Here is a 26,360-nt window from a genome sequence, read left to right on the forward strand (position 1 = left end):
GCTACTTGGTGGTGGTGATGTCGAAGTCGGCGCCCAGGCCGGCCAGCTTCTCGGTAAAGCGCTCATAGCCGCGGTTAATGATGTCGATGCCGGTGACACGCGACGTACCAGTGGCTGCCAGCGCCGCGATGAGGTGGCTGAAACCACCGCGGAGATCAGGGATATCGATGTCGGTACCCCGGAGCGGAGTTGGCCCCGAAATCACGGCGGAGTGCAGGAAGTTCCGCTGCCCGAAACGGCAAGGCACGCTGCCCAAGCACTCGCGGTGGACTTGGATGTTCGCGCCCATCCGTGCCAGGGCCTCGGTAAATCCAAAGCGGTTCTCGTACACGGTCTCGTGGACGATCGACACGCCTTCGGCCTGGGTCAGGGCGACCACCAGGGGCTGCTGCCAGTCCGTCATGAAGCCCGGGTGCACGTCCGTCTCCAGAACCAACGGGGAAAGCTTGCCGCCCTGGTGGTAGAAACGGATGCCGTCGTCGCCGATGTCCATGCCGCCGCCCACCTTGCGGTAGGTATTCAGGAACGTCATCATGTCGCGCTGGGAAGCGCCTTCAACAAAGATATCGCCACGGGTAACCAGCGCAGCAGATGCCCAGGAGGCGGACTCGTTGCGGTCCGGAAGCGCGCGGTGGTTGTATCCGCGAAGGTCCTTGACGCCCTCGATCCGGATGGTGCGGTCGGTTTGGACGCTGATGATGGCGCCCATTTTCTGCAGGACCGCGATGAGGTCAATGATCTCGGGCTCGGTTGCTGCCCCAATGAGTTCCGTGATGCCCTCGGCGCGGGTTGCGCTGAGCAGGACCTGCTCAGTGGCACCAACCGACGGGTATGGAAGGGAGATCTTGGCGCCATGCAGGCCGTGCGGTGCGGAGATGTGAATGCCACCCGGGCGCTTCTCCACCACTGCGCCAAACTGGCGAAGGACATTCAGGTGGTAGTCAATGGGCCTGTCACCGATCTTGCAGCCGCCGAGATCGGGGATGAAGGCCTCGCCGATGGCGTGAATCAGGGGTCCACACAGCAGGATGGGAATCCGCGAATCGCCTGCATGCGCATCAATTGCCGTGCTGGAGGCGGTCTTCGCATCTTTGGGGTCCAAGGTGAGGTCACCTGTGACAGGGTCTTTCGCGACAGTCACACCATGGAGCTGCAGAAGGCTGGTGACAACCTCTACATCCTTGATTTCCGGCACGTTCCTCAGCACCGATGGTTCGCTGCCCAGCAACGCAGCCACCATGGCTTTGGGCACCAGGTTCTTGGCACCGCGAACGGTCACTCGTCCCGTCAACGGGACGCCACCGCGGATTGTCAGAACACTACTCATCTATACCGGTTTCCTCACGACTACTCGCCCCCCAAACTTACAAAGGCTCCAGCTAAGCATAGAAGCTCGTGTTACCGAACCGAAATGGACCCGCCCCGCGCCGCACGGATCCGGCCCCCACCAAACTCCTGCGAAAAAGGACCGTCGGACCCTTCCAGGGGGTCCGACGGTCCTCTGTCAGCGCAAGTCCGGAGGAGCTACCGGGCATCTACTTTCGCCGGGAGAGTCTTCGGTTTGAAGGACGGACGGGTGGCTTCGTAAGCGGTGATGTCTTCCTCATACTGGAGGGTCAGTCCGATGTCATCGAGGCCCTCCAGCAGGCGCCAGCGCGTGTAGTCGTCGATATCGAAGGGCGCCACGACATTGCCGCATTCCACGGTCTTGCTGACCAGGTCAACCTTCACCTCGGTGCCCGGAGCGTTTTCCAGGACCTTCCAGATCAGTTCAATGTCATCCTGTGCCACTTGGGCGGCGAGGAGTCCCTGCTTGCCTGAGTTGCCACGAAAGATATCGGCGAACCGGGAAGAGAGAACGGCTTTGAATCCGTAGTCCTTCAGGGCCCAAACGGCGTGCTCGCGGGATGATCCCGTGCCGAAGTCAGGACCGGCAACCAGCACGGAGCCTGCATTGAACGGTGCCTGGTTGAGAATGAACGACTCGTCCTTGCGCCACGCCGCGAACAGGGCGTCTTCGAAGCCGGTGCGCGTAATGCGCTTGAGGTAGACCGCGGGGATGATCTGGTCCGTGTCCACATTGCTTTGGCGCAGCGGGACGCCGATGCCGGTGTGGGTAGTGAATGCTTCCATGGGATCCTCCTAGACTGCGATTCCGGTCAGTGTGCCTGCTGGCGCGGACTCAAGGTCCGACGGCGAGCTCAGCGTGCCGCGGACGGCTGTGGCTGCTGCCACCACGGGTGAGACCAGGTGCGTGCGGCCGCCTTTGCCCTGGCGACCCTCAAAGTTGCGGTTGGACGTCGAAGCGCAGCGCTCCCCCGGTTCCAACTGGTCCGGGTTCATGCCCAAGCACATGGAGCACCCAGCAAAGCGCCATTCGGCACCGAATTCCTTAAAGACCTTGTCCAGGCCCTCTGCCTCGGCCTCCAGGCGGACGCGCGCCGAGCCCGGAACTACCAGCATGCGCACGTTGGGATCCTTGGCACGTCCGCGAATGATGTCGGCAGCGGCGCGGAGGTCCTCGATGCGGGAGTTGGTGCAGGACCCCAGGAACACGGTGTCCACGCGGATGTCCTTCATGGGCGTGCCGGCCTCGAGCCCCATGTACTGCAGGGCACGCTCTGCGGCAGCCTTGGCGTTCTCGTCACCGAAGTCCTCGGGGGAAGGAACCTTGGCAGAGAGGGAAACACCCTGGCCGGGGTTGGTACCCCAGGTCACGAAGGGTTCCAGCGCGTCAGCGTCCAGGTCCACCTCGACATCGAAAGTTGCGTCGGCGTCCGTGTGGAGGGTGTTCCAGTACTCGACGGCGGCATCCCAGTCGGCGCCTTCCGGCGCGTGCGGGCGGCCCTCCATGTAGTCGTAGGTGATCTGGTCCGGAGCCACCATGCCGGCACGGGCGCCGGCCTCGATGGACATGTTGCAGATGGTCATGCGGGCGTCCATGGACAAAGCTCGGATGGCAGAGCCGCGGTACTCCAGGACGTAACCTTGGCCACCACCGGTGCCGATCTTGGCGATGACTGCCAGGATGATGTCCTTGGCTGTGACGCCGGGACGCAGGGTGCCTTCGACGTTGATGGCCATGGTCTTGAACGGTTTCAGGGACAAGGTCTGGGTGGCCATGACATGTTCCACTTCCGAGGTACCGATGCCCATGGCCAAGGCACCAAAGGCGCCGTGAGTGGAAGTGTGCGAGTCGCCGCAGACCACGGTCATGCCCGGTTGGGTGAGGCCCAACTGCGGGCCCACGACGTGTACGATGCCTTGTTCCTTGTCGCCGAGCGAGTGCAGGCGGACACCGAATTCCTTGCAGTTGGCGCGCAGGGTTTCAATCTGGGTGCGGCTGGTGAGATCGGCAATGGGCTTGTCGATGTCCAGCGTAGGAGTGTTGTGGTCCTCCGTCGCGATGGTGAGGTCCACACGGCGCAATGGCCGGCCGGCCAGGCGCAGGCCTTCGAATGCCTGCGGAGACGTCACTTCGTGGACGAGGTGCAGGTCGATGAAGAGAAGGTCTGGCTGGGCATTGGCTCCTTCGCCTTCACCCTTGCGCACTACGTGCGCGTCCCAGACTTTCTCGGCCAGTGTCTTTCCCACGGCCTTGCTCCCTTCACTGCGGTTGGATGTTCTTCATCCACTGAACTGTTCTTCTTCCACTGAACCAGCACGGCTGCGAAATAGGCCAGTGAAACAACTTGCATCTCAGATATTGAGACGGCAATATCATTACATGGACAATTCTAGTGGAGTCGGTGTCATTGATAAAGCGGCTCAAGTACTCGATGCACTTGAGGCCGGGCCCACCACGCTCGCGCAACTCGTAGCGGCCACGGGCCTTGCCCGGCCTACGGTTCACCGGCTCGCGCTGGCACTGGTTCACCACCGCCTGGTAAGCCGCGACATCCAAGGACGTTTCGTCCTGGGCAGCCGCCTGGTGGAACTGGCTTCGGCCGCCGGAGAGGACCGACTCATCGCTTCGGCCGGTCCGGTCCTGATCCAACTGCGCGACGCCACCGGCGAAAGCGCCCAGATTTTCCGGCGCCAGGGTGACTGGCGCGTGTGCGTTGCCTCCGCTGAGCGCCCCATCGGCCTTCGGGACACCATTCCCGTCGGCACCCAGCTGTCCATGAAGGCCGGCTCCGCCGCCCAAGTACTGCTGGCATGGGAAGACCATGACCGCCTCCTTGAGGGGCTGCAAAACGCCCGCTTTACCCCCACCGTCCTGGCAGGAGTACGACGCCGGGGCTGGGGTCAGAGCCTCGGCGAACGCGAACCCGGGGTCGCCTCGGTTTCGGCCCCCGTGCGTGGACCCTCCGGAAGGGTCATTGCCGCGGTATCGATTTCCGGTCCTATTGAACGACTCACCCGCCAGCCGGGCAGGCTGCACGCCGAAGTGGTCTGTAACGCCGCCCGGGTACTGACCGAGGCACTCCGGAAGAACAACGACTAGCCATGGAAAGCTACGCCGTCTTCCTGCGCGGCATCAACGTGGGCGGCATCAACATCAAGATGGCCGACCTCAGGACCGCGCTCGGGGACTACCCGTTTGCCAAGGTCAAGACCCTGCTGGCCAGCGGAAACGTGGTGCTGCAAAGCGATCTCAGCGCCAAGGAGGTCAAAGCACAGTTCGAGAAGTGCCTGCGGGACACGTTTGGATATGACGCCTGGGTGGTGGTGCTGTCGGCATCCAGGGTGGCCGAACTCGTCGAAGCCTGCCCGTACCCCGCCGATGACACATCCACCCACAGTTACATTACTTTGGCCTCCGATACCGCCATGCTTGATGAGCTTTTTGAAGCAGGCGAAGCCCTGGGTGGCGTGGAGCAGGTGCGGCTTGGCCCGGAAGCCTCTGCGTGGCTGGCCCCCGCCGGAGGAACCCTGGACAGCCCGTTCAGCAAGCTCTCGGCCAAGGCACGCTACAAGGCCCACACCACCACCAGGAACCTGCGCACGCTCATCAAGGTCAGGGACGCTGCAGCGGCTCTCGAGGTTTAGCGCGCGGCTTTCAAGGCGGCGTTGAATGCCTTCAATCGCATAACTTCCACGTCAACGGGCTCCACGATCCTCTGCTCTGCAACCACGGCCACGGCCGCTTTCAACCGCTTCCCTGCCCCTGACGCGCGAACGCGGGCTGTCCAGCTTCCGAGGATGCGCCCCGTGATGGCCAGGACGATCCCCAACAACACTCCCCCGGCTACCATCAACGTAGGCCAAGGCCACCCCTCCGTCCGCGGAACCTCCGGAACGGGCATCTGGAAATAGCCCAGCGCGGCCAGGACTCCCAGCCAGCCAAGCCCACCCACGGCCAGCAAAAGAGCGAGCCACTGCACGGTATTGAAGAGCACCCACCACAGGGGTCGCTTACTTGCCTTCAGGTCGGTTCCGGCAATGGCCTGATCCAGCGCATCAGGCAGCTGTTCGCGGCCGTCCCTTGCGGCTCCACGGATGGCTGCCCGCCACGGACCGGGAGCACCTGCGGATGCGTCGTCCGCAAAATCCCGGACAGCGGCATCCGTCCGAGCACGCTCAGGCGCGCCCGCAGGAGGCAAGGAGGTCCGGCTCAGCTCGGGCCTGGTGTCGTCCCTGCCCAAGTTGAGTCGACGCAGCGGGTCCGGCCGGAAGCGCAACAACCAACGGGTAACGGGCCAGCCCGTCCTGCGGGCCGACTCCCTTTTGAAGGACCGCTCGACCGCGTCCACCACCACGGGTACGTTCGCCGCCGTCGCCAGCTCGGACGCGAGGCGGGCTTTGGCACTTCCTTTGATGCCCCTGGCCTCCCCTTCGCCGGAGACCTGGGCGAGTTCAGCGGCCGCTTTCGCAACGTCTGCGGCCAGCCGCTGTGTTGTTGCCTCCCGCTGGACCACGACGTTCCTGATGGCCCCGCGGACGGTTGGAACGCCGTCGCCTGTTAGTGCTGATGCACTGAGCACCCGAACCTTGCCCAGGCCGTCGCGCGCCAGGATCGCTTCCAAAGACTCCATGACCGCCGAGGCATCGGCGGCGGTGAGCTTATCCACCTGGTTCAGGACCACCAAGGTGACCGCACCATGGGAGGCCATGGGCCGCAGGAACTCATTGTGCACCGCGGCGTCGGCATACTTCTGAGGATCCAAAACCCACACCAGGACATCCACCATGCCCACCATTCGTTGCACGATCTCCCGGTTTTCGACCCGGGTGGAATCGAAGTCCGGAAGGTCAAGGAGCACCAGTCCGGTGGCATCATCGGCCATTCCTTGGACCGGCGGCAATATGTGCCGCTCCTTCACGTCCAACCAGTCGAGCAGCGGCCCGCTGCCGTCTTCGCCCCAGATGCCCGCCAAAGGCTGCGAGGTGGTGGGGCGGCGGGCAGCAGCCGTGGCCAGCTCGCTGCCGGATACCGCGTTGAACAAGGAAGACTTGCCACTGCCGGTAGCCCCAAAGAAGCCCACTACGGTGTGGCCGGCCGACAACGAACGCCGGGACGCCGCTCGTTCGAGAACGTCATAGACGGATTGCAGTTCCTGGTCCGGAAGAACGCCCTCGGCGAGCTCTCGGGCGGTGTTGAGTGCTTCGAGCCGGCGCTGCAACTGGGACGACTCACGCACCTGGCTGTGGCGGCTCATGCGGCCCCCGCCAGACGGCGGAGGGCCTTGGCGTGCCGGGAAAGATCATTGCCGGAGCCTGGATAGGCTGCTTCAAGGCGGCTGAGGAATCGTTGCCCCTCGTCATCCAGGAGCCGTTGGCACTGCGTGTGCAGGTCATCCCTGGCTTGCTGGGCGAGGCGGCGGACAGCATCCTCGCCAAACACCGTCTCCAACAGCTTCTGGCCGACCACGGCTGTTCCGCCCGCGATCCCGATCTCCAAGCCGCTCAGACCGGCCGTCATGGAGAACACCACCACCATGAGCGCAGCACCAAGCCCGTTAACGCCGAAGGAGAGCCATCGGGCTTGGGTCCGTTTACCCTGACCCTGCGTGCGGATCATCTCCATAAGCCCTTCCTGCCAGGAGCGGATGGCCGAAGCGGCCTTGGCATCGAAACCTTCGCTTGTCCCGGAGAGGTCATCGGGGCCAAGGAGATGGCGGCCCGCAGTGTCCGAGCGCCAGCGCCTGTCCACGTTCTCCGCTGCGTTGGCGGCTTCGTCCAGGATCACAGCTTGCAGGCCGGTCTCTATGGCTGTCTCGACCTTCACCGCCGGAGCAGGCTCACCGCGGAAGAAGGCACCCACCCGGTCCCGCATGCGGCCAATGTTCTGCTCCACGGCCCGGAAGAACTCCCCCGTTCCCACGAAATCCTGCCACCGCGCCAGGACCTCTCCTCGAAGCAACGCTCCGTCCTTGGTGGCCTCGAGGATACGCGAGAGCGCGTGTTCGTACTCGGCAACGCAGACTGACTGGAGATCCAGCGCCGCGGCGTCCTGCGCCTCCGCTGCAGCGGCGATGCCCTCCAGACGGACGCTGACAGCGTTGACGGCGCCATTGAGCGTCCGACGTGCGACCTCTGCCCGCCCCGCTGCGTTCTCAGCCAAGGCTGCCAGCCACTGACGCAAAGGGTCCGCGGATTCTGCCGGCAGCATTCCCAGGCCGTCCAGAGCGCTCTCCGGCACCACGAAGAGCTTCGCTTCCCCGAGGCCCTGCCGGTCAAGCATCGCCTGCAGGTCGGTTCGCACCTCGTCCTCGGCGGCGGGCGGCACGCGGTCCAGCACCACGGCAACAGTGATATCCCGCGAAGCCGCGTCCAGGAGCAAGCGCCAGGGAACGGCGTCGGCGTACCGATTTGCGGTGGTGACGAATATCCACAAGTCCGCAGCGGCCAGAAGTTGTCCGGCGAGCCTGCGGTTGTCGTCGGAAATCGAGTCGACGTCGGGGGCATCAAGAAGGGCGATGCCCTGGGGTACGCGCTCATGCCCCACCAACACCAAGGAGGTGATCGCCTGGGCATCCGGGGCGGCACCTGCCTGGTTGGCGGGCACAGGGGTCGCTGATACGGTCCCGCGAATCCGCTCCAGGCTTGGCAGGATGCGATTGCCCGCGAACCACCCCGCGTCCTGCGGATGGTGCAGGAGGATCGGTTGGCGCGTCGTGGGCCTGATGGCACCCGCTCGAGTCACCGGATAGCCGACCAGCGCGTTGACCAGCGTCGACTTACCGGCTCCGGTTGAACCGCCGACGACGGCAAGCAGCGGAGCGTCCAGGCTGCGATACCGGGGTATTACGTAATCGTCCAGCTGCGCGAGGGATTCGCGGATCCACTGGCGGGCTTCCTGGACGTCCGGTACGGCGAGCGGAAGCGTGGTGGCCGCAAGTTCCAGACGGGCAGCTTCCAAGGTTTCGACGGCGGCTGCCGCGGCCGGTGGCACGGGAGGCTTTACGGGATTTGACCCGTCAGCTGTCCGGTCATTGTTTGCAGTCACAGCATCATCATGCCAGCCGGTTCCCGGTCTCGAGTGTCGGGAAGGCGCAAAGGGCAAAAAGAAATCCCCCGGAACCTGGGTTCCGGGGGATTTATCTGTGACCCCAGCGGGATTCGAACCCGCGTTACCGCCGTGAGAGGGCGGCGTACTAGGCCGCTATACGATGGGGCCTTGCACTTTTTTGTCGCCGTTTCCGGCGATAAAGCTGAATGAGTATTTCACACTTTCAGCTTCACTCCAAATCGCTTCAGCGGCTTGGAATTTCCGAATTTCCAGCGTGTTCACGCGGAATATCAGAGCTGGGATACCAGGACTCGAACCTAGAATGACGGTACCAGAAACCGTAGTGTTGCCAATTACACCATATCCCAAAGTGACTTTTGGACCGGAGTTCCTTGCCTCGGTTTCCCTCAGCTTTTCCCTCCGTGCCCCTCAGCACGAGTAATGACTCTACCGGAGTCTTGCCACCTGCACAAATCGAGAACCCGTTACCTGCATCACATGGATCTAGCGCTGCTGGGAGCCGCCAGCAGCAGGCGTGAGAGGGAATCCACCTGGCGCCCAGTGAATTCCTCCACTGCTTCTCCGGTCCGGTTGAGCCACACTCCCACCAGCCCGGCTGCCGTTGCGCCGTCGGCGTCGAGAAGCCTGTTATCGCCAACGTAGAGCGTCTCCCCCGGATGGGTGCCAAGGAGCCGAACGCCTTCGAGATAGATAGCGGGATCCGGTTTGGGCACGCCTACCGTGTCCGTTCCCACGAGGACCCTGATCCTGGAAAGGCCGGCACCATCGAGTTTGGCCCTTTGGTAGTCATGCACGTTGTTGCTGACAGCTCCGTACGGGACGCCTGCGGCGTCAAGCGCATCCAGCACCCCTGCCACGTCGTCGAAAGCCCTCACATATGCCGTCTGGCGCTGGTGGTACTCAGCCACCCACGCCTGCGCATCCTCACCGTCGTCGAGCTCCACGCCAAAATGGCCCAAAGCGGCCCTGCCGCGCAGCAGCCGCTGCTCGTTGAAGGTCAGCTCCCCGGCCAGGTAGCGGTCGTAGAAGTGCGTGGTCTCGTGGGTGAAGATCCGGCCAAACTTCACCCACCCGGCCTGGTCCAGGCCGGGCAGGAGATGTTCACTGACATCGCGGAGTGCTGTTGTCATGGCGTACTCGAGGTCCACCAAAGTGTCGTCAATATCGAACAGGACACCGCGGATAGTGCCGAAGGAGCTTGCGATCGCCATGACTGGTCCCGCTCCTAGCCGCGGAAAGCGCGAACGCGGGCCAACGAGGAATCCTTGCCCAGGATCACCATCGATTCGAACAGCGGCGGAGAAATGCGGCGCCCTGAGATGGCCGTGCGCACTGGCCCGAACGCCGCGCGCGGCTTGATGCCCAGATCCTCGACGAGCGCCTGCTTCAGCGCGCTCTGGATGTTCTCGGCGGTCCACTCTTCAATGGGCGCCAGCGCCGCCAGGGCAGCGTCAAGGACTTCCTCCAAGTTGGCGGGAAGTCCCTTGCGAGCATCGTCCGCAACGTCAATGGCGTCATCGGCCTTGAAGAGGAAGGCCAGCATCTCCGGAGCTTCACCCAGAAGGGTGATTCGTTCCTGAACCAGCGGGGCTGCCTCCGCGAGGATCTCCTCCTGCCGCGGGGTGAGGATCTCTCCTACGAATCCGGCGGCGCGGAGGTAGGGAACCAGCCGCTCCTTGAAGTCCTCGGCAGCAAGCATCCGGACGTGGGTTCCGTTGATGGCTTCGGCTTTCTTGATGTCGAAACGCGCCGGGTTGCCCAGGACGTCATGGATGTCGAAGTTGGCCACCAACTGCTCCACCGTGAAGATATCCTCGTCCGCGCTCAGGGACCAGCCGAGCAGGGACAGGTAGTTGAGCAGGCCCTCGGGGATGAAGCCACGCTCGCGGTGCAGGAACAGGCTGGATTCGGGGTCACGCTTGGAGAGCTTCTTGTTGCCCTGGCCCATAACGTACGGCAGGTGGCCGAACTCCGGCATGTATTCGGCAACACCGATGGCGTAGAGCGCACGGTACAGTGCGATCTGGCGCGGGGTGGAGCTCAGCAGGTCCTCGCCGCGCAGGACGTGGGTGATCCCCATCAGAGCGTCATCCACCGGGTTCACCAAGGTGTACAGCGGTGCGCCATTGGCACGGACAACAGCGAAGTCGGGAACGGAGCCGGCCTTGAAGGTGATCTCCCCGCGGACGAGGTCGGTGAAGGTCAGGTCCTCGTCCGGCATGCGGAGCCGCAGGACAGCCTCCCTGCCCTCGGCTTTGAACTGTGCGAGCTGTTCGTCCGTGAGGTGCCGGTCGAAGCCGTCGTAGCCCAGCTTCGGGTCGCGGCCGGCGGCCTTGTGGCGGGCTTCGATCTCATCCGGCGTGGAGTAGGACTCGTAGACGTGTCCCCCGGCCTTGAGCTTGGCGATGACATCCTGGTAGATGTCACCGCGCTGCGACTGGCGGTACGGCTCGTGCGGCCCACCGACCTCTACACCCTCATCCCAGTTGATGCCGAGCCACTTCAGGGCATCGAGCAACTGGTGGTAGCTTTCCTCGCTGTCGCGGGCAGAGTCGGTGTCCTCGATGCGGAAGATCAGCTTGCCACCCGTGTGGCGGGCATAGGCCCAGTTGAACAGGGCGGTGCGGATCAGGCCAACGTGCGGCGTTCCCGTGGGCGACGGGCAGAAACGGACGCGGACCGGAGTCTCGGCGTTAACGGCAGGGATGGCGCTGGAGGCAGCGTTCGACGCAGAAGCAGTAGTCATAGTGGTTCCAACTTTACCGCTTGGCGCCGCCTCGGTTTCCCGGCGGAAAGCGCTCGACGGCGGCACTTACCTTTCGGACTAAAAGGTAAGTGCCGCCGTCGAGGTTTCTGCCTGTAGCTGGTTGCCTAGCGGCGAACCACCGGGTTGGAGAGCCGGCCAATGCCTTCGATCTCTACCTCGAAGCGGTCGCCTTCGCTGACAAGGCCAACGCCGGCAGGGGTGCCGGTCATGATGACGTCGCCCGGCAGCAGGGTGAACGCGTGGGAGACGATCGAGACGAGCTCTCGCACGCCGCGGATCATCTGGTTGGTGCTGCCGTCCTGGCGGAGTTCACCGTTCAGGCGGCCCTGGATGGACAGGTCTTCGTGGTCGAGCTCGGTTTCAATCCACGGGCCCAATGGCGCAGAAGTATCGAAGCCCTTGGCGCGCGCCCACTGGAGGTCCGTTTTCTGGACATCGCGGGCCGTGAGGTCGTTACCGCAGGTGTAGCCGAAGATGACATCGTCCGCGCGCTCCTCCGGAACGTCCTTGCAGATGCGTCCGATCACCACGCACAGCTCGGCTTCGAAGGAGACCTCCTCGGAGAACTCGGGGAGGATGATGGGATCATTCGGCCCGATCACCGAGGTGTTGGGCTTAAGGAACAGCAGGGGCTGCTGGGGAACTTCGTTGCCCAGTTCCGCGGCGTGCTCGGCGAAGTTCCGGCCCACGCCGATCACCTTGCTGCGCGGAATGATCGGAGCGAGGAGCCGGACGTCCTCAAGCTTGTGCTTGACATGGGTACGTTCGACGCCGTTGAAGAACGGGTCGCCATTGATGACAGTGATCTCCTCACTGCCGGGCTCGCCTTCCACAACGCCATAAAGGGGATCAGAATCAACTACAAACCGGGCGATACGCATGGGCTCAAGCCTACCGTCCCGGCCTAGCCGCGAAGGTAATCCAACTGCGCTGCCACGGAAGTCTCGGCCGCCCACCGGACCGACGGGTCGACGTCGGGATACACGGCATCAGTAACGGCAGCGATCGAGGCGTCCAGTCCCAGGCTTTGCAGAGCTGCCCTGATCTGGTCGAGCCGCTGCTCGCGGTGGTCCCGATACTCGCGGCACTTCTCGTCCAAGGCAGGGAGCACGGGACCATGGGCGGGCAGGAGGGTGGCAGGGCCAAGTGCTTCCAGCCGGTCCAGGCTTGCCAGGTAGTCCCCCAGACGGCCATCCGGGTAGTCCAACACCGTGGTGCCGCGGCCCAGGATGGTGTCGCCCGTGAGGACCGAGCCGTTGGGCCCGTCGCCGGGAAGGTGGAAGCAAACAGAATCGGAGGTGTGGCCGGGGGTTGCCACGACGCGGATTTCGACGCCGCCAACGTGGAGGACCTCGTTGTCCTGCAGGGGCGCGCCGCCATGGCAATACTCTGGGGACGCAGCCCGGACCGGCGCCCCTGTCAATTCCTGGAAGCGCTTTGATGCCTCTGTATGGTCTGCGTGTCGGTGGGTAATGAGCACGACATCCACCACACCGGCTGCCGCCAACTCGGTCAAATGCTGTTCGTCTTCCGGGCCCGGGTCCACCACGGCAACGTGGCCGGAGCCAGGCGCGCCGATGACATAGGAGTTGGTGCCGTCCAGGCTCATGGGGCCCGGGTTGGGGGCCAGCCGGAAGCGCGTGAGCCCGCTGCTGCGCTGCAAGGAGGTGTCGCTTTCGGTGGGTGCGTTGTCGGAAGTCGCCCTTGATTCAGAAGTCACTGTCCCATCTTGGCACCGAACCGACGCTCTCTCACATTCCACCCCCAAACCACCAACCTTCTCCCACATCCCACCCCTCCCACCGAATCCAACCGATGACATTCACCCACCGTCCGGCCCCAGCGACGGGATGTGAGAGAGCGCCGTCAAAAAAGCGACGGGATGTGAAAGAGCGTGCGGGAAGCAGAACGGCGGCCCTGCCGCTTGGAAACCAAGGGCAGGACCGCCGTCGTGCGTTTCAGTTGTTTCAGGAAATTCCTGGGTTAGACCAGGCGGGTCAGCCAGCCGTGGCGGTCCTCGACCGTTCCGGTCTGGATACCCAGGAGCTGTTCGCGGATGGCCATGGTGGTTTCCCCGGCCTTCGCGTCCTCAGCGCCAATGAACTCTGTGGCGTCCTTGAGCACACCGATCGGCGTGATGACGGCTGCCGTACCGCACGCAAAGACTTCGGTGATCTCGCCGGACGCCACGCCGTCGCGCCACTCGTCGAGGGTGATCTTGCGTTCGGTGACTTCGCGGCCCATGTCCTTAGCCACCTGAATGACGGACATCCGTGTAACGCCCTCAAGGATGGTGCCACTGAGGGCGGGCGTTACCAACGAACCGTCCTTCATGACGAAGAAGACGTTCATGCCGCCGAGTTCTTCCACGGCGTCGTCATTGAAGTGGTCCAGGAAGAGGACCTGCTTGCAACCGTTGGCCTCTGCTTCCTGCTGTGCGATCAGGGACGCGGCGTAGTTGCCACCGCACTTGGCCGCACCGGTTCCGCCGCGGCCGGCACGGGCGTATTCGCGCGAGATCCAGATGGAGACCGGCTTGAGCTCGCCACCGAAGTAGTTTCCGGCCGGGGACGCGATGACGCGGAAGGACACCTCGCGGGCGGCGCGAACGCCGAGGAACGCCTCCGTGGCGATCATGAACGGGCGAAGGTAAAGGGCTTCGCCGTCGCCGGACGGAACCCATTCCTTGTCTGCCTGCACGAGTTCGCGGATGGCACCAAGGAAGTACTCCTCCGGGAGTTCCGGGAGGGCAAGGCGACGGGCCGACTTGTTCAGGCGGGCGGCGTTGGCCTCGGGGCGGAAGGTCCACACGGAACCATCAGCGTGGCGGTAGGCCTTGAGTCCTTCGAAGATTTCCTGGCCGTAATGCAGGACAGCGGCCGACGGGTCCAGGGAAATGGGTCCGTACGGCTCGATCCGGGCATTCTGCCAACCGCCATTGCCATCGGCGTCAACTTTGTAGTCGACGACGGCGGTGTGGTCGGTGAAGTAGTCGCCGAAGCCTGGGTTCGCCAGGACGGCTGCACGCTCCTCAGCAGATTTCGGGGTTTCCGAAAGCTGCTGGCTGAATTCGACGCCATGGGCAGTCTGAGTCATGTTTCCTCCACAGTCAGCTACCTGGCAGGGCGAACCGGGTCCCCAAAAGGGTGTGGTTCAGCGATGGACCAGGGAAGCAGGTAAATAATTCAAGACAAGCTTACGCCTGAGTATTGGGCCTAAAGTGCGGCCGCAATGGCGTCGCCGATGGCAGCTGTGCTGCGCGGCTCGCCGGTGCGGCTCTCGACGTCGGCGACTACTGCCGCTTCGATCTTACGGGCCGCCGTGGTGTAGCCAAGGTGGTCCAGGAGGAGCACTGCGGAGAGGATGGCCGCGGTGGGATCGGCTTTCTGCTGTCCGGCGATGTCCGGAGCCGAGCCGTGGACGGGTTCAAACATGGACGGCGCTGTACGGTCCATGTTGATGTTTCCCGATGCCGCCAAGCCAATGCCACCGGTGATGGCAGCTGCGAGGTCGGTAAGGATGTCGCCGAAGAGGTTGTCGGTGACGATGACGTCAAACCGCGAGGGGTCGGTCACCATGAAGATGGTGGCGGCGTCGATGTGCAGGTAGTCGTGGGTAACCTCGGGGAATTCCCGTGCCACGGCCTCGACCGTCCGCTTCCACAGGTGTCCGGCGTAAACCAGCACGTTGTGCTTGTGGACGAGCGTAACGTGCTTGCGGGGACGATCGCTGGCACGGCGGAAAGCATCGCGGACTACCCGCTCCACGCCGTGGGCGGTGTTAAGGGAGACTTCCGTGGCTACCTCGTGGGGAGTGCCGCCACGCAAGGTTCCACCGTTGCCCACGTAGGGGCCTTCGGTTCCTTCGCGTACCACGATGAAATCGATCGCGCCGGGGTTGGCCAGAGGGCTGCCGACGGTTCCGTACAGCCGCGACGGGCGCAGGTTGACGAAGTGGTCCAGGCTGAAGCGGAGCTTCAGCAACATCTCGCGCTCGATGATGCCGGAGGGGATGCGGGTATCGCCGGGGGCGGCGCCCACCGCGCCAAAGAGGATGGCATCGCGGGTGCGAAGGTCGGCAAGGACCTCGTCCGGGAGGGTCTCGCCTGTCTCAAGCCAGTGCTGGGCACCGAGCTTGTAGTGGGTCTGCTTGAGGTCGACGCCTTCTGCGGCGACGGCCTTTTCAAGGACCTTGACAGCTTCGGCGATGACCTCCGGGCCAATGCCGTCGCCGGGGATGACAGCGAGATTGATGGACGATGCACTCATACGTCTATCTAGCCAAGCAATCCACATGCTGGTCAAAATCGTCTCATTCTACGAACACCTCGGGAGGGGGAACTCAAACCACGGCATGATGCCCGGGCCCCGACCCAGCGCATAGAGTCTTAGCGTGGACAGAAGGCACGCAGTTTATGAATGGTTCCGGATCAACCGCTTCGCAGTGGACATGACGGCCACGTGCCTCCTGATCCTGCTCTTCGGTCCGGTCTATCTGCTCGCTGACCGCCCCTGGCTTTTCCTCTTGTCCTGCAGCCTCCTGCTTCCGCTGGCGTGGCGACGCACGCGCCCCGCCGTGGCGGCCGGCGTCGTAGTCCTCGTATGCCTGGTCCAATGGGCGGCGGGCGCCGAGCCCGTGGCGGGCCAGGTGGCAGTCCCCCTGGTCATCTATGCCACCGCGGCCTACGGGCCAGCGTGGGCAAGCCGCACGGTGCTGGTGGCTGGTTTGCTCGGTGGCGTCATGCTGACCACCCGCGAATACTCCAGCACCGCCGAGTCGGGCATCATGGGGCTCACCATCGGCGCGCTCTACACAGTGTTGATCTGGATGCTGGTGCTGGTGAGCTGGACCCTGGGCGACCTTACTCGCGTCCGCAGGCTCCAACTTCAGGCGCTCGAGGACCGTACCCGTCGGATGGAAGTGGAACAACTGCAGGAGCGAAAACTGGCCGCTGCCGACGAACGCTCCCACATCGCGCGGGAAATGCACGACATCGTGGCGCATTCGCTGTCCGTCATCATTACCCAAGCCGACGGCGCGCGGTACGCCGCTGCCGCCAAGCCGGAACTGGCTACCGAAGCGCTGGCCACCATTGCCGCCACGGGCAGGGACTCCCTGGGCGAAATGCGGAGGTTGCTCGGCGTCCTCCGTTCCGACGACGATTCACCCACACGTCCACAACCCCGGCTCTCGGACTTGGACGAGCTTCTCCTCGGTTTCCGCGCCGCTACCCTCCAGGTCGCCTTCGAACAGGTGGGCGTACCTCGCAGGGCCCTCCCGGCCGGAGCGGAGCTCACCGCGTACCGCATCATCCAGGAAGCCCTCACCAACGTCATGAAGCATGCCGGGCCGAAGGCAACCGCGGGGGTCACCCTGGCCTGGCAGGCCCGCGGCCTGCAACTGGACATCGTGGACGACGGCCGTGGCGCCGCCGCTGATCCCCCTGCGGCCGGTGGCGGTAATGGCCTCCGGGGTATGGGCGAACGCGTCTCCCTCTACGATGGTTCCTTGACCGCAGGCCCGGAACAGGGTGGCGGTTTCCGCGTGTCCGCTTTCATCCCCTATTCGGAGGCCTGAGCCATGCCTGAACTTCCCGCGCCCATCCGGGTTGCCCTCGTTGACGACCAAAACCTGGTCCGCTCGGGCTTTGGCATGCTGATCAATTCGCAACCCGACCTTGAAGTAGTTGCCGAGGCCGGCAACGGAATTGAAGCCGTGCAGGCCCTCAATGCCACCGCCGCTGATGTGGTCCTCATGGATGTGCGCATGCCCGGTATGGACGGCATCGAAGCAACCCGCCGCATCCTGGAGCAGGCAGCGGCCCAGCCGTCGGGCTCACAACGTGCGGAGGTCAAGATCGTGGTCCTGACAACCTTCGACCTCGATGAGTACGCCCTGGCCGCCATTCAGGCAGGTGCCAGTGGGTTCCTCTTGAAGGATGCGCCGCCCGAGGAACTCCTGGACGCCATCCGCACCGTTTACCGTGGCGACGCCGTCATTGCCCCCTCCACGACGCGAAGGTTGCTGGACCACGTGGCACCACTGCTAAGGACGCAGACGCCGGAGCAGAGCGAGCACGCTGCTGCCGTGGAGCGCCTCACCGCCCGTGAGCGCGAGGTGTTCCAACTGATCGCGCAGGGCCAATCCAATCCGGAGATCGCGGCGGGCCTGTTCCTGTCCGAGGCGACGGTGAAGACCCACGTAGGCCACATCCTGGCAAAGCTTGGGGCCCGGGACCGTGTGCAGGTGGTTGTCATCGCCTACGAGACGGGCGTTGTTGCCCCCGGGACCTAGCGAGGGACGTACGCAGCGTCCCCCACCCGCATTGTCCTCCGAGCAGCAGCGTCCTCCGACCAAATGGGAGCCGGACTCAGACCACGGTATGAGCAAGGGCTCCGAAGAATGGACCTGCGGCCCGATCCGGCAGGAGTGCCCCACTGCCTAGCGTGGAAACATGACAACATTCACGCCTCTCCCCCACCCGTCTGGAACCGACCGCCCCGCAGGATCGGACGGCGCCCAGTCCCGTCCCGCCGTCGAGGCTTTCAAGCTGACCAAGAGTTACGGCCGGGCAGACACCAGCGTGACAGCCTTGAACGAGGTGTCGGTAAGCTTCGACGCCGGGAAGTTCACAGCCATCATGGGACCGTCCGGGTCCGGCAAGTCCACGCTCATGCACTGCCTGGCCGGCCTGGACACCGCAGACTCCGGGCGCATCGTCCTCGGTGGCACGGAACTGACTGGACTCAATGACCGCCAGCTCACCGCACTCCGGCGCGAGCGGATCGGCTTCGTGTTCCAGGCCTTCAACCTGGTGCCCACCTTGACTGCAGAACAGAACATCACGCTTCCGCTCGCCCTGGCAGGAACCACGGCCGACGCCGGGTGGCTGGATACCGTGGTCAGCACGCTGGGGTTGAAGGACCGGTTGAAGCACCGCCCGCACGAGTTGTCCGGCGGTCAGCAGCAGCGCGTGGCCGTGGCCCGCGCCCTGCTGACGCGTCCCGACGTCGTCTTCGGCGACGAACCCACAGGCAACCTGGACTCTAAAGCCGGCGGTGAGGTGCTGGCGCTGCTGCGCCGGAGCAGCCAGGAAATGGGCCAGACCATCATCATGGTCACCCACGATCCCGTGGCAGCCAGTTATGCAGACCGCGTGGTGCTGATGAGCGACGGTGGCCTGGTGGGCGAGATCCACGATCCAACGGCAGACTCCGTCCTGAACGCCCTCGGCAAGCTGGGGGCCTAAGGCATGTTGCGTGTTGCCCTTTCCCAATTGACGACGCATTTCCGGCGGTTCATCGCGATCGGCCTTGCCGTGATGCTGTCGGTCATGTTCCTCTCTTCCACACTCATGGTGGGCGCAAGCACCAATGCGTCACTGGGCGCGAGCATCGGCGAGGCTTACCGTAACGCGGACCTCGTTGCCACCTCCAAGAACGGCGAAGCGTTCACCCAGTCCGCGGTGGAGGCGGCCGCTTCCTCCCCGGCAGTGGAGGACAGCTATGCCGAGCGGTCCACGTATGTAACGTTTGAAGCTGGTGGCGGCGAGCAATACGGGCGCCTGCGAAACGCTGCCCCGGCATCATTGGAAGGCGCCATCCTCTCCTCCGGGACTCTGCCCTCCCATGCTTTGGACGTTGTCATCGACGTCAAGACGGCCCAGCATCTTGGCCTCTCTGTCGGCAGCACGCTGGAGCTGCACGGAGCGGGCCCGGTAAAGAATGCCAAGGTGACCATTACGGGCTTGATCCAGGCCACGAATGATCCCTTCTCGTCCTCGGCTGCCCAACTGGTTGCCTCCGAATCCGTTCTGAATGCCGTTCAGGATGCAGGAGCCGGGTTCTCGGGACTGCAGTTCGCGCTCAAGCCCGGGGAAAACGTGTCCGAGGCCAAGGAATACATCACCCACAGAATGGAAGCCGCCGGCGCCGTTGACCCCGTGCTGGAAACGGCTCAAGAGAAGGTCACCTCTACTGTTGCCATGCTTAGCGCGGGGCAGGACCAGCTCACGGTGGTCCTTTTGGCCTTCGCAGGCGTCGCTATCCTGGTTTCAACCCTGGTGGTGGCCAACACGTTCTCCGTCCTGGTAGCCCAACGTACCCGGGAGCTTGCGCTGCTGCGCTGCCTCGGCGCCGGTCGCTCGCAGATCCGAGGATCGGTCATGCTCGAGGCACTCGTGGTCGGCTTCATCTCCTCTGTCCTCGGCGTCCTCGCCGCTACCGGCCTCATGACCGGCTTGATTGCCTGGGCCAAGTCCCAGCCCGAGCAGGCGTTCGCAACCTTGGCTGTGCCGCCGTCGGCCATCATTGCCGGCCTGGTGGCCGGTACGTTGCTGACCGTCGTCGCGGCCCTGGTCCCGGCGAAGGCGGCCACCGCCGTCGCACCCCTCGCCGCCTTGCGGCCCGCGGATGACGCATCCGTAAAGAACCGCCGCGGCAAAGTACGCCTGGTCCTTGGCGTGGCAGCCCTGGTGGGTGGCGCGGCCCTGCTGGTGTACGGCAGCCTGAATGTGTCCCTCCCCATCGCCCTGGTGGGCGGCGCGGCCTCCTTCGTGGGCATCCTGCTCTGCTCCACGCTGTTTATCCCCACGGTTGTTGCCTTGGCCGGACGCCTGGCCGCACCGGCAGGCGTTCCCGGCAGGCTGGCCGCCGTCAACGCCACCCGCAACCCAGCCCGGACCTCGGCAACTGCTGCGGCGCTGCTGATTGGTGTCACGCTGGTATCGCTCATGATGACCGGAGCAGCCACGTCCCGCAGTGCCTTCAACGACACGTTGGCGGAGAACTATCCGGTGGACCTTTCCGCGCAGACCGCGCTGGAGGGCACGAGTTCCACCGATCCCGCACAGGCTCTCTCCCGCATCCAGGCGCTGGACGGCGTCAGCGCAGCGGTCCTGCTGCAGCCTGTGGGGACGCTCAGCGGTTCGTCCACGGCCGACGGCGGCACCACCATCTACTCGCTCTCTGCCGCAGATGCCGCTTCCATCCTGCGGGACAACAAACTGAAGCCGAGCCCCGGCACGGTTTACCTCCCCGAAGACTCAGCGCAGGGGCCGGCCAGCATTTCGACGGCGGCAGGCAGCGTTACGCTCGACTCCAAGGTCCTGCGCACCCGCCATGTCCCCGCCTTCGTGGAAAGCTCCAGCATCTCCGCTTCAGCGCTCCCTGAAACTCCCGGAATGGTGTGGGTGAAACTGGACGATTCCGTGTCCGGGGATCGGGTTCAGGCCCTGCAGAAGGAGATCGCCGCTGCCCTGGGAGTCCACGAACGAACCGTTAGCGGCGCTGCAATCGAACGCGTGACGTTCAACAGCATCATTGACGTCCTCCTGCTGGTGGTCACCGGGCTGCTCGGCGTCGCGGTGGTCATTGCGTTGATCGGTGTGGCCAACACGTTGTCCCTGTCTGTCCTTGAACGGACCCGCGAGAACTCGCTCCTCCGCGCCCTTGGCCTGACCAAGGGCCAGCTCCGCGGGATGCTGGCCATCGAGGCCGTGCTCGTGGCGGGCGTGGCCGCCATCATGGGTGCCGGCATGGGCATCGTTTACGGGTGGCTCGGTGCACAGGCAACCCTCGGCGGCGTGGCGACAGTTGTTCCAGCGGTGCCGTGGCTTCAGCTGGCTGCTGTGTTCGGTGTCGCGGTGGTGGCAGGGCTCCTGGCGTCAGTGATACCGGCCGGTCGCGCTGCACGTTTGTCCCCTGTTGAGGGACTGGCCACGGCGTAGAGCTCCGTCGCTCTCTCAGATAACCACCCATAAGCGCGAAACGCTCTCTCACTTCCCGCCGGCAGACCGGCAGGATGTGAGAGAGCGTTCGGTGTTTAAGGCTGTTTTGTGAGAGAGGATCTATGCCTCGGCGGGCTCCTCGTAGCGCGGGAACACCGGCGCCGGGGCCGGCAGCTCCGTACCTGCGACGATCGGCGTGGCGACGGCAGCGAACCGCCGCGCCTCGCCTTCCGGCTGGCCCAGAACCTCAAGCAGCTTTGCGGACGACGACGGCATGACCGGCTGAGCGAGAATCGCCACGATCCTGACAACCTCCAAGGTGACGTAAAGGACCGTGTTCATGCGGTCGATGTCGGTCTTCCGGAGCACCCACGGAGCCTGCTCGGCAAAGTACGCATTGGTATCGCCCAAAACCGTCCAGATTGCCTCCAAGGCGCGGCTGAACTCCTGCTTGTCGAAGGCGGCACGGGCGGTTTCCAGCAGTTCTCCGGCCTGCGCCAGCAAAGCGTTGTCCTCTGCCGTGAACTCGCCGGGAACGGGAACTTTGCCGTCGCAGTTCTTCGCGACCATGGACAGCGAACGTTGCGCAAGGTTGCCGAAGTTGTTGGCAAGGTCCGAGTTCATCCGGCCCACGATCGCCTCGTGGTTGTAGTTGCCATCGGCACCAAACGGGACTTCGCGGAGGAAGAAATAGCGGCACTGATCCAGTCCGTACTGGGCCACGAAATCCTGCGGAGCAACCACGTTGCCCAAGGACTTGGACATCTTCACACCGTTGTTGGTGAGGAAACCGTGAATCATGACGCGCTTGGGAAGTTCCAGCCCGGCGCTCAGCAGGAAAGCAGGCCAGTAGATGGCGTGGAAGCGGGAAATGTCCTTGCCAATGACATGGACATCGGCCGGCCAGAACTTCTGGAAGGCCTCCGATTCGATATCCGGGTACCCGACGCCCGTCAGGTAATTGGTCAGGGCGTCAACCCACACGTACATGACGTGCTTCTCGTCGCCCGGAACCGGGACACCCCAGTCGAAGGTGGTACGGCTGATGGAAAGGTCCTCCAGGCCGCGCTTCACGAAGCTGATGACCTCATTGAAACGGGATTGCGGCGCGCCGAACTCAGGCTGTTCCTCGTAGAGCGCCAGAAGCTTGTCCTGGTAGTTGGACAGCCGGAAGAAGTAGCTTTCCTCAGCCGTCCAGGTCACCAGGGTGTCCGTCTCCTTGGAGTAACGGAGTCCGTCCTCCTTCACTACGGTGTCGTCCTCGACGTAGTACGCCTCATCACGAACCGAGTACCAGCCCTCGTACTTGGACAGATAGATATCGCCGTTGGCTTCCATCTTCTTCCAGATGGCCTGCGACGCGGCGTAGTGGTCCTTGTCCGTGGTGCGGATGAAGCGATCATGGGAGATGCCCAGATCCTGGCTCATCTGCTTGAACGCTGCCGAGTTGCGGTCCGCGAGTTCTTTGGCAGAGATGCCTTCCTTCTCGGCGGACTGCTGCATCTTGAGGCCGTGCTCGTCCGTTCCGGTCATGAAGAACACCTCATGGCCGTCAAGGCGCTTGAAACGCGCCATGGCATCAGTCGCAATGACCTCGTAGGCGTGGCCGATGTGCGGCACACCATTGGGGTAGCTGATCGCGGTAGTGATGTAGAACGGGGATTTCTCTGGAGACGTCACTCTAAGAAGTTACCTTTTTTTCGGATGAAATAGCTTAGTTAAGTTCGGTCAGCGTATCGCTGAGCCGGACCAGCTCATGGTCGTGGGACGCCACCAGCACAGCGATGCCATCGCTGGTGGTGTCCTTCAGAATGCCGATAATCCGGTTGGCAGCGGCACGGTCGAGGCTGGCTGTCGGCTCGTCCACTACCAACACACGGGTGCCCAGGATCAGTGCACGGGCGATGGCCACACGCTGGCGCTCACCACCGGAGAGCTGGGCCGGACGGTGACGCATTCGCCGGCCAAGGCCCACCAGGTCCAGGAGGTCCTTGGCCATTTCCGTACGCTGTTCCACTTCGCCATCGGGCACGGCGGGCAACAGCACGTTTTCCAGGGCGCTCATCCCGTCGATCAAGGCACCGCCCTGGTCCACGTAGCCGATCAGGGCGCGACGACGGTCGGCAATCTCGTCATCACCCATGGATTCCAGGGAGTGGCCCTCCCAGAAGACCTTGCCTGAGGTGGGCAGAGTGAGACCAGCACTGACGGTCAGGATGCTGGTCTTGCCGGAGCCGCTTCGGCCGGCGATGCAGTGCATCTCGCCGGCGTGCAGCGTGAGGTTGAAGTCGTCAACGACGTCGACTTCCTCGGCTCCGCCCTTGTCGCCGCCATAGTGGATGGTGACGCGGCTGAGTTCCAAGGGAGTGGCGTGGTCAGCAGCCTTCACGATGGTGTTGGCGCGGGTTTGCAGCGACTCGTCCGTGGATTCCGGGGTGGCCGCCAGCTCGGGGTTGAGGTTGTCAGTCATTTGACTACTTTCGTTGCAATCGGAATCCAGCAAATTACGGCCAGCAAACCGGCCAGTCCGGCCCAGAGAGCCGCGTACGGAGCCAGGAGCAGTCCCAGCCCCAGGGCGCCCAGGACACCCAAGGGAAGTGCCACAGTGCCCACAAGAGCGTTTTCGAAGAAGCGAACCTGCCCCAACATGTCCGGGTTCCAGCCCATGGCCCGCAGGGTGCCGAGGTACTCCCGCTTGGCATGAAGCTCAAATCGGCCGGTGACCAGTGTCAGCAGCAGGCCAACCACGACGCCGAAGACCGCGAGGATCACGCTCGGGAGGGCAATGCTTGCCGCGGCCAGGCCACTCAAAGCACTGGCGCCGGCGGCACGCGGGATATCGATCAGCAGCGCGATCAACGCTCCCACTGCGGCACCGAACACACCTACGGCCACGGCCAGCGAGATCGAGTTGAAGCGGTTGGTGGTGAGCTGCCTGTTGGCGAACGTCAGTGGCGAATCCACTGTCACCAGGCGCTCATCATGCTGGGGTTCCTGGTCAACCACCACGCGGTGCCGCAACTGCTGGGCAGCCAGCAAGGCGGCGCCAACGTAGATCACCAGCATGGTGACCGAGACAATCACCGTAGCGACGTTCCAACTCAGCAGGCTCAGGATGATTCCGGCCGCGGCCAAGGCCGCGGCCCCCACGGCGAATTCTTCCAGGACCCAGGACCGGATCCGTTTCTGGGTCCACCCCATCGCGCGGAGGATACCGGCCTCGCTCCGGCGCTGGCGGATGTAGCTCACCGTCGACGCCCCGGTCAGCAGGGTCGCCCCCAGAAGCGTCAGGAAGAGGAGGGTGATGTTGGTTCCGGTCAGCGAGCCGGACACGGCGTCCGCCGCATCCTGGCGGACCCACGACTGCTGGACGGTGCCCAGCGGTGATTCCTTGCCGGCGTCGTCTTTGCTGTAGCCGGGAACAAAGATGTTGGCGTCTTCGCGAGCCGAACCGGCGACGACAGTGGCCTCAAGGCCGAGTTCGCGGATCTGGGTTGCGAGCTTCTCCACCTCGGGCTGTGCCGTCTTCCAGTTACCGGTCGCGGACGCGCGAACACGGATGGCGTCGATGACGTTGGCGTTGGAATCGTAGCCACGGGCAGCCGCGAGTCCGTAGTAGTCGGTTATGGCACCGGCGGACTGGCTTACCAAGCCCGTGGCGCTCAGTGACGGCTTCAGCTCTGTACCCTCAACGTCTTTGCCTTCGGCGTCCTTGCTCAGCGTCATCGGCGCGGGATCGTAACCGCCCAAGGGAAGCTTGTTGACGTCTCCGGCTGCGGCCTGGACATCGGCGGGGTCAAACGTGCCGTACACCATGGGCAGAGGAGCCGCAGGCTTCTTGCCGGTTTCCAAGTCTTCCCGGTAGGAACGCTCGTCAACAGGCTTGCGCTGCGTCTGGTCCACGGCTGCACCGAAGGACGACTTCTCGGGCAGGCGGTTGACCGTTACCCAGTCCCCCGGCGTCGCGCTCTTGTCCGTCGCGCCATTGGCGGCTTCATCGCCGTCTTTGTACTGCGGCGCAGCGGCAAATGCCGTGCTCCAGGCTGCGGGGTTGTACAGGCCCTGGCTGAAGGAAGCGGTGCTGCCAAGCAACTTGCTGTGGTCGGTGGACCCCGGCCATTCAAGCGAGAACGGCGACTTGGAGACGAAGGGGAGGTAATCCTTGTCCAGGGACCGCGTGACGGTGCCAACCTCCTTGGCGACCTTGCCGCTCGAGTCCAGTTCCTCGATCTTCACCGAGTACTGGAGGTCCAAAGAGGTTCCCGTGCGGACGATCAGCGGAATCGCCTGCGAGTCATCGGTCAGCAAGCCATCGCGCTTGGCCTGCTGGTACTGCGTCATCAGCGGAGCCCAGTACTTGAGCTTGACGCCGAGGAAATCCGGTCCTTCTTCCAGCTGGTCCATACTCAGGCCGGTGGTGAAGAGGCTCTCGAAGTGGCGTCCGATGGCGCCAGCGTCGCGGGCATCGGCCGGCGGAGCCTTCTCCAGCGGTGCCAGGAAGTCGCCGGCGGAACCCAGCAGCGCCCTTTCGGCGGCAGGGTCGACTGCGACGACGGATTCCGTCACCTCAGGGGCCAAGGGAAGTGCCACGGAGAGATTGAAGAGGTTGTGCTCCGAACCCAGCGCAGGGGCCGGGAACTTGATGCCGGTCTCGCCGTCCGGCCCGGCGATCCGGACGTTGCTGCCGCCGGCGGCCTGTTCCTGGATCAGGCGACCCTTGCCCAGGGTGCCTTCAGCACTGGTCTTGAAAAGGGTTTGCTGGTTGACGCCGTCAGAACTCGTGGCGGAGGCCGTCAGGCGGTACTTCTTGGGGGAATCCGGCAACACGGATTCCGCGGCAGGCCACTTGCTGGAATCCATTGCGGAAGGATCCCCCGCGGTCACCGCCCCGGCAAGCCCGGCGTTGTAGCCCAAGTAGTCCATGGCGTTGAGGCGGGGCGCTTCGAGGTTTTGAGAGACACGCGAGACCAGGCTGATCGGGGCTGCCACGGCCGTCTGGCCCATGGTCCTGATCTTTTCCAGCTGCTCAAAGCTGATGCCACCTTGGCCGTTGGCGATTTCCGGCTGGATCAAGGCACCGCCGTCGCCATCTTGTGACTGGTCCGGCTTGGCCTGGACCAGGATGTCGTAGAGTCCCCGCGAGTTCTCGTCCACAGTCCGGTTCAGAGCAGCCTGCGACTGGCTCTGGACGAGGACGGACAAGCACATCGCGACGATCAAAATGGCCGCGGTCAGCAGCAGCACACGGCTTCTGATGAACCTTTGGACGGCGTTCATTGGGCTCCCTGAGACCTTGATTGCGGGCGCGCACACGTAGTCCGTAATTCCCCAAAAGACACAGAGGAATACCGGGCTGTATGTGCAAAAAGTTGTGGCCGGCCTGCTGCCGGGTCCGAATCCCGGACCCAGCCATTGTAAGCAGACCGGCCACTCCTGCGTGCCAAAGGTGT

The 26,360-nt window shown here is 64.0% G+C and carries 20 protein-coding genes and 2 tRNA genes; 6 read left to right on the forward strand and 16 right to left on the reverse strand.

Annotated features, from left to right (window positions below; genetic code table 11):
- Position 1 precedes the first annotated feature (1 nt).
- The 3 genes from murA to leuC all read right to left on the reverse strand — a co-directional run bounded on the left by murA (position 2) and on the right by leuC (position 3,594).
- Positions 2 to 1,327, reverse strand: coding sequence for a UDP-N-acetylglucosamine 1-carboxyvinyltransferase (gene murA, locus FQP90_RS09530; RefSeq protein ID WP_144649599.1), 1,326 nt, complete (start codon positions 1,325 to 1,327; stop codon positions 2 to 4).
- 197 nt (positions 1,328 to 1,524) lie between these two features.
- Entirely contained in the window at positions 1,525 to 2,133 is a 609-nt protein-coding gene (gene leuD, locus FQP90_RS09535; protein ID WP_144649601.1) for a 3-isopropylmalate dehydratase small subunit, read from the reverse strand.
- Positions 2,134 to 2,142: 9 nt separating this feature from the next.
- Positions 2,143 to 3,594: a 3-isopropylmalate dehydratase large subunit gene (leuC, locus tag FQP90_RS09540; protein ID WP_144649603.1), complete on the reverse strand. Its 1,452-nt coding sequence runs from the start codon at positions 3,592 to 3,594 to the stop codon at positions 2,143 to 2,145.
- Positions 3,595 to 3,727: 133 nt separating this feature from the next.
- Between leuC and FQP90_RS09545 the strand changes: the two genes are divergently transcribed.
- Complete coding sequence (locus tag FQP90_RS09545; RefSeq protein WP_014922101.1) at positions 3,728 to 4,447, forward strand: IclR family transcriptional regulator; 720 nt, start codon at positions 3,728 to 3,730, stop codon at positions 4,445 to 4,447.
- Between the two features lie 2 nt (positions 4,448 to 4,449).
- On the forward strand, positions 4,450 to 4,992 hold the full coding sequence (locus FQP90_RS09550) for a DUF1697 domain-containing protein (RefSeq protein ID WP_144649605.1): 543 nt from the start codon (positions 4,450 to 4,452) through the stop codon (positions 4,990 to 4,992).
- Here the strand turns inward: FQP90_RS09550 and FQP90_RS09555 are convergent.
- From FQP90_RS09555 to FQP90_RS09600, 10 genes are all read right to left on the reverse strand, one after another.
- The gene (locus FQP90_RS09555) at positions 4,989 to 6,602 is read right to left on the reverse strand and encodes a GTPase (protein WP_144649607.1); all 1,614 of its coding nucleotides are present in this window, start codon (positions 6,600 to 6,602) and stop codon (positions 4,989 to 4,991) included. The two genes, FQP90_RS09550 and FQP90_RS09555, sit on opposite strands and share 4 nt — an antisense overlap.
- Positions 6,599 to 8,392, reverse strand: coding sequence for a dynamin family protein (locus FQP90_RS09560; RefSeq protein ID WP_439898642.1), 1,794 nt, complete (start codon positions 8,390 to 8,392; stop codon positions 6,599 to 6,601). Before FQP90_RS09560 ends, FQP90_RS09555 begins: the two co-directional genes overlap by 4 nt.
- Positions 8,393 to 8,490: 98 nt before the next feature.
- Positions 8,491 to 8,563, reverse strand: a tRNA-Glu gene (locus FQP90_RS09565).
- A 128-nt stretch (positions 8,564 to 8,691) separates the two neighbouring features.
- Positions 8,692 to 8,763 (reverse strand) — tRNA-Gln (locus FQP90_RS09570).
- A 126-nt stretch (positions 8,764 to 8,889) separates the two neighbouring features.
- Positions 8,890 to 9,627: an HAD family hydrolase gene (locus FQP90_RS09575; RefSeq protein WP_144649609.1), complete on the reverse strand. Its 738-nt coding sequence runs from the start codon at positions 9,625 to 9,627 to the stop codon at positions 8,890 to 8,892.
- Between the two features lie 14 nt (positions 9,628 to 9,641).
- Entirely contained in the window at positions 9,642 to 11,162 is a 1,521-nt protein-coding gene (gene gltX / locus FQP90_RS09580) for a glutamate--tRNA ligase (protein WP_144649611.1), read from the reverse strand.
- A 125-nt stretch (positions 11,163 to 11,287) separates the two neighbouring features.
- Positions 11,288 to 12,064 (reverse strand): fumarylacetoacetate hydrolase family protein, encoded by a 777-nt coding sequence (locus tag FQP90_RS09585; RefSeq protein ID WP_090818840.1) that lies wholly within the window; start codon positions 12,062 to 12,064, stop codon positions 11,288 to 11,290.
- 23 nt (positions 12,065 to 12,087) lie between these two features.
- Positions 12,088 to 12,903: an MBL fold metallo-hydrolase gene (locus FQP90_RS09590; protein WP_244296640.1), complete on the reverse strand. Its 816-nt coding sequence runs from the start codon at positions 12,901 to 12,903 to the stop codon at positions 12,088 to 12,090.
- 263 nt (positions 12,904 to 13,166) lie between these two features.
- The gene (locus FQP90_RS09595) at positions 13,167 to 14,279 is read right to left on the reverse strand and encodes a branched-chain amino acid aminotransferase (RefSeq protein WP_144649615.1); all 1,113 of its coding nucleotides are present in this window, start codon (positions 14,277 to 14,279) and stop codon (positions 13,167 to 13,169) included.
- 119 nt (positions 14,280 to 14,398) lie between these two features.
- A complete protein-coding gene (locus FQP90_RS09600; protein ID WP_144649617.1) occupies positions 14,399 to 15,451 on the reverse strand; it encodes a 3-isopropylmalate dehydrogenase in 1,053 nt (350 codons plus the stop codon).
- A 124-nt stretch (positions 15,452 to 15,575) separates the two neighbouring features.
- Between FQP90_RS09600 and FQP90_RS09605 the strand changes: the two genes are divergently transcribed.
- The 4 genes from FQP90_RS09605 to FQP90_RS09620 all read left to right on the forward strand — a co-directional run bounded on the left by FQP90_RS09605 (position 15,576) and on the right by FQP90_RS09620 (position 20,910).
- Positions 15,576 to 16,760, forward strand: coding sequence for a sensor histidine kinase (locus FQP90_RS09605; RefSeq protein WP_167510454.1), 1,185 nt, complete (start codon positions 15,576 to 15,578; stop codon positions 16,758 to 16,760).
- 3 nt (positions 16,761 to 16,763) lie between these two features.
- Positions 16,764 to 17,477, forward strand: coding sequence for a response regulator (locus FQP90_RS09610; RefSeq protein WP_144649620.1), 714 nt, complete (start codon positions 16,764 to 16,766; stop codon positions 17,475 to 17,477).
- 160 nt (positions 17,478 to 17,637) lie between these two features.
- Positions 17,638 to 18,432, forward strand: a complete 795-nt coding sequence (locus tag FQP90_RS09615) for an ABC transporter ATP-binding protein (protein ID WP_144649622.1) — start codon at positions 17,638 to 17,640, stop codon at positions 18,430 to 18,432.
- A gap of 3 nt (positions 18,433 to 18,435) precedes the next feature.
- The gene (locus FQP90_RS09620) at positions 18,436 to 20,910 is read left to right on the forward strand and encodes an ABC transporter permease (RefSeq protein ID WP_144649624.1); all 2,475 of its coding nucleotides are present in this window, start codon (positions 18,436 to 18,438) and stop codon (positions 20,908 to 20,910) included.
- Positions 20,911 to 21,030: 120 nt separating this feature from the next.
- Here the strand turns inward: FQP90_RS09620 and metG are convergent, their stop codons facing one another.
- From metG to FQP90_RS09635, 3 genes are read right to left on the reverse strand one after another with little or no spacing between them, the layout of a single operon-like run.
- A complete protein-coding gene (metG, locus tag FQP90_RS09625) occupies positions 21,031 to 22,590 on the reverse strand; it encodes a methionine--tRNA ligase (RefSeq protein WP_144649626.1) in 1,560 nt (519 codons plus the stop codon).
- Between the two features lie 34 nt (positions 22,591 to 22,624).
- Positions 22,625 to 23,380, reverse strand: coding sequence for an ABC transporter ATP-binding protein (locus FQP90_RS09630; RefSeq protein WP_144649628.1), 756 nt, complete (start codon positions 23,378 to 23,380; stop codon positions 22,625 to 22,627).
- The gene (locus tag FQP90_RS09635; RefSeq protein WP_144649631.1) at positions 23,377 to 26,187 is read right to left on the reverse strand and encodes an ABC transporter permease; all 2,811 of its coding nucleotides are present in this window, start codon (positions 26,185 to 26,187) and stop codon (positions 23,377 to 23,379) included. Before FQP90_RS09635 ends, FQP90_RS09630 begins: the two co-directional genes overlap by 4 nt.
- Between the last annotated feature and the right edge of the window lie 173 nt (positions 26,188 to 26,360).

This window comes from Paenarthrobacter nitroguajacolicus, from assembly GCF_007786235.1.
In the GTDB taxonomy this organism is placed as follows: Bacteria; Actinomycetota; Actinomycetes; order Actinomycetales; family Micrococcaceae; genus Arthrobacter; species Arthrobacter nitroguajacolicus_A.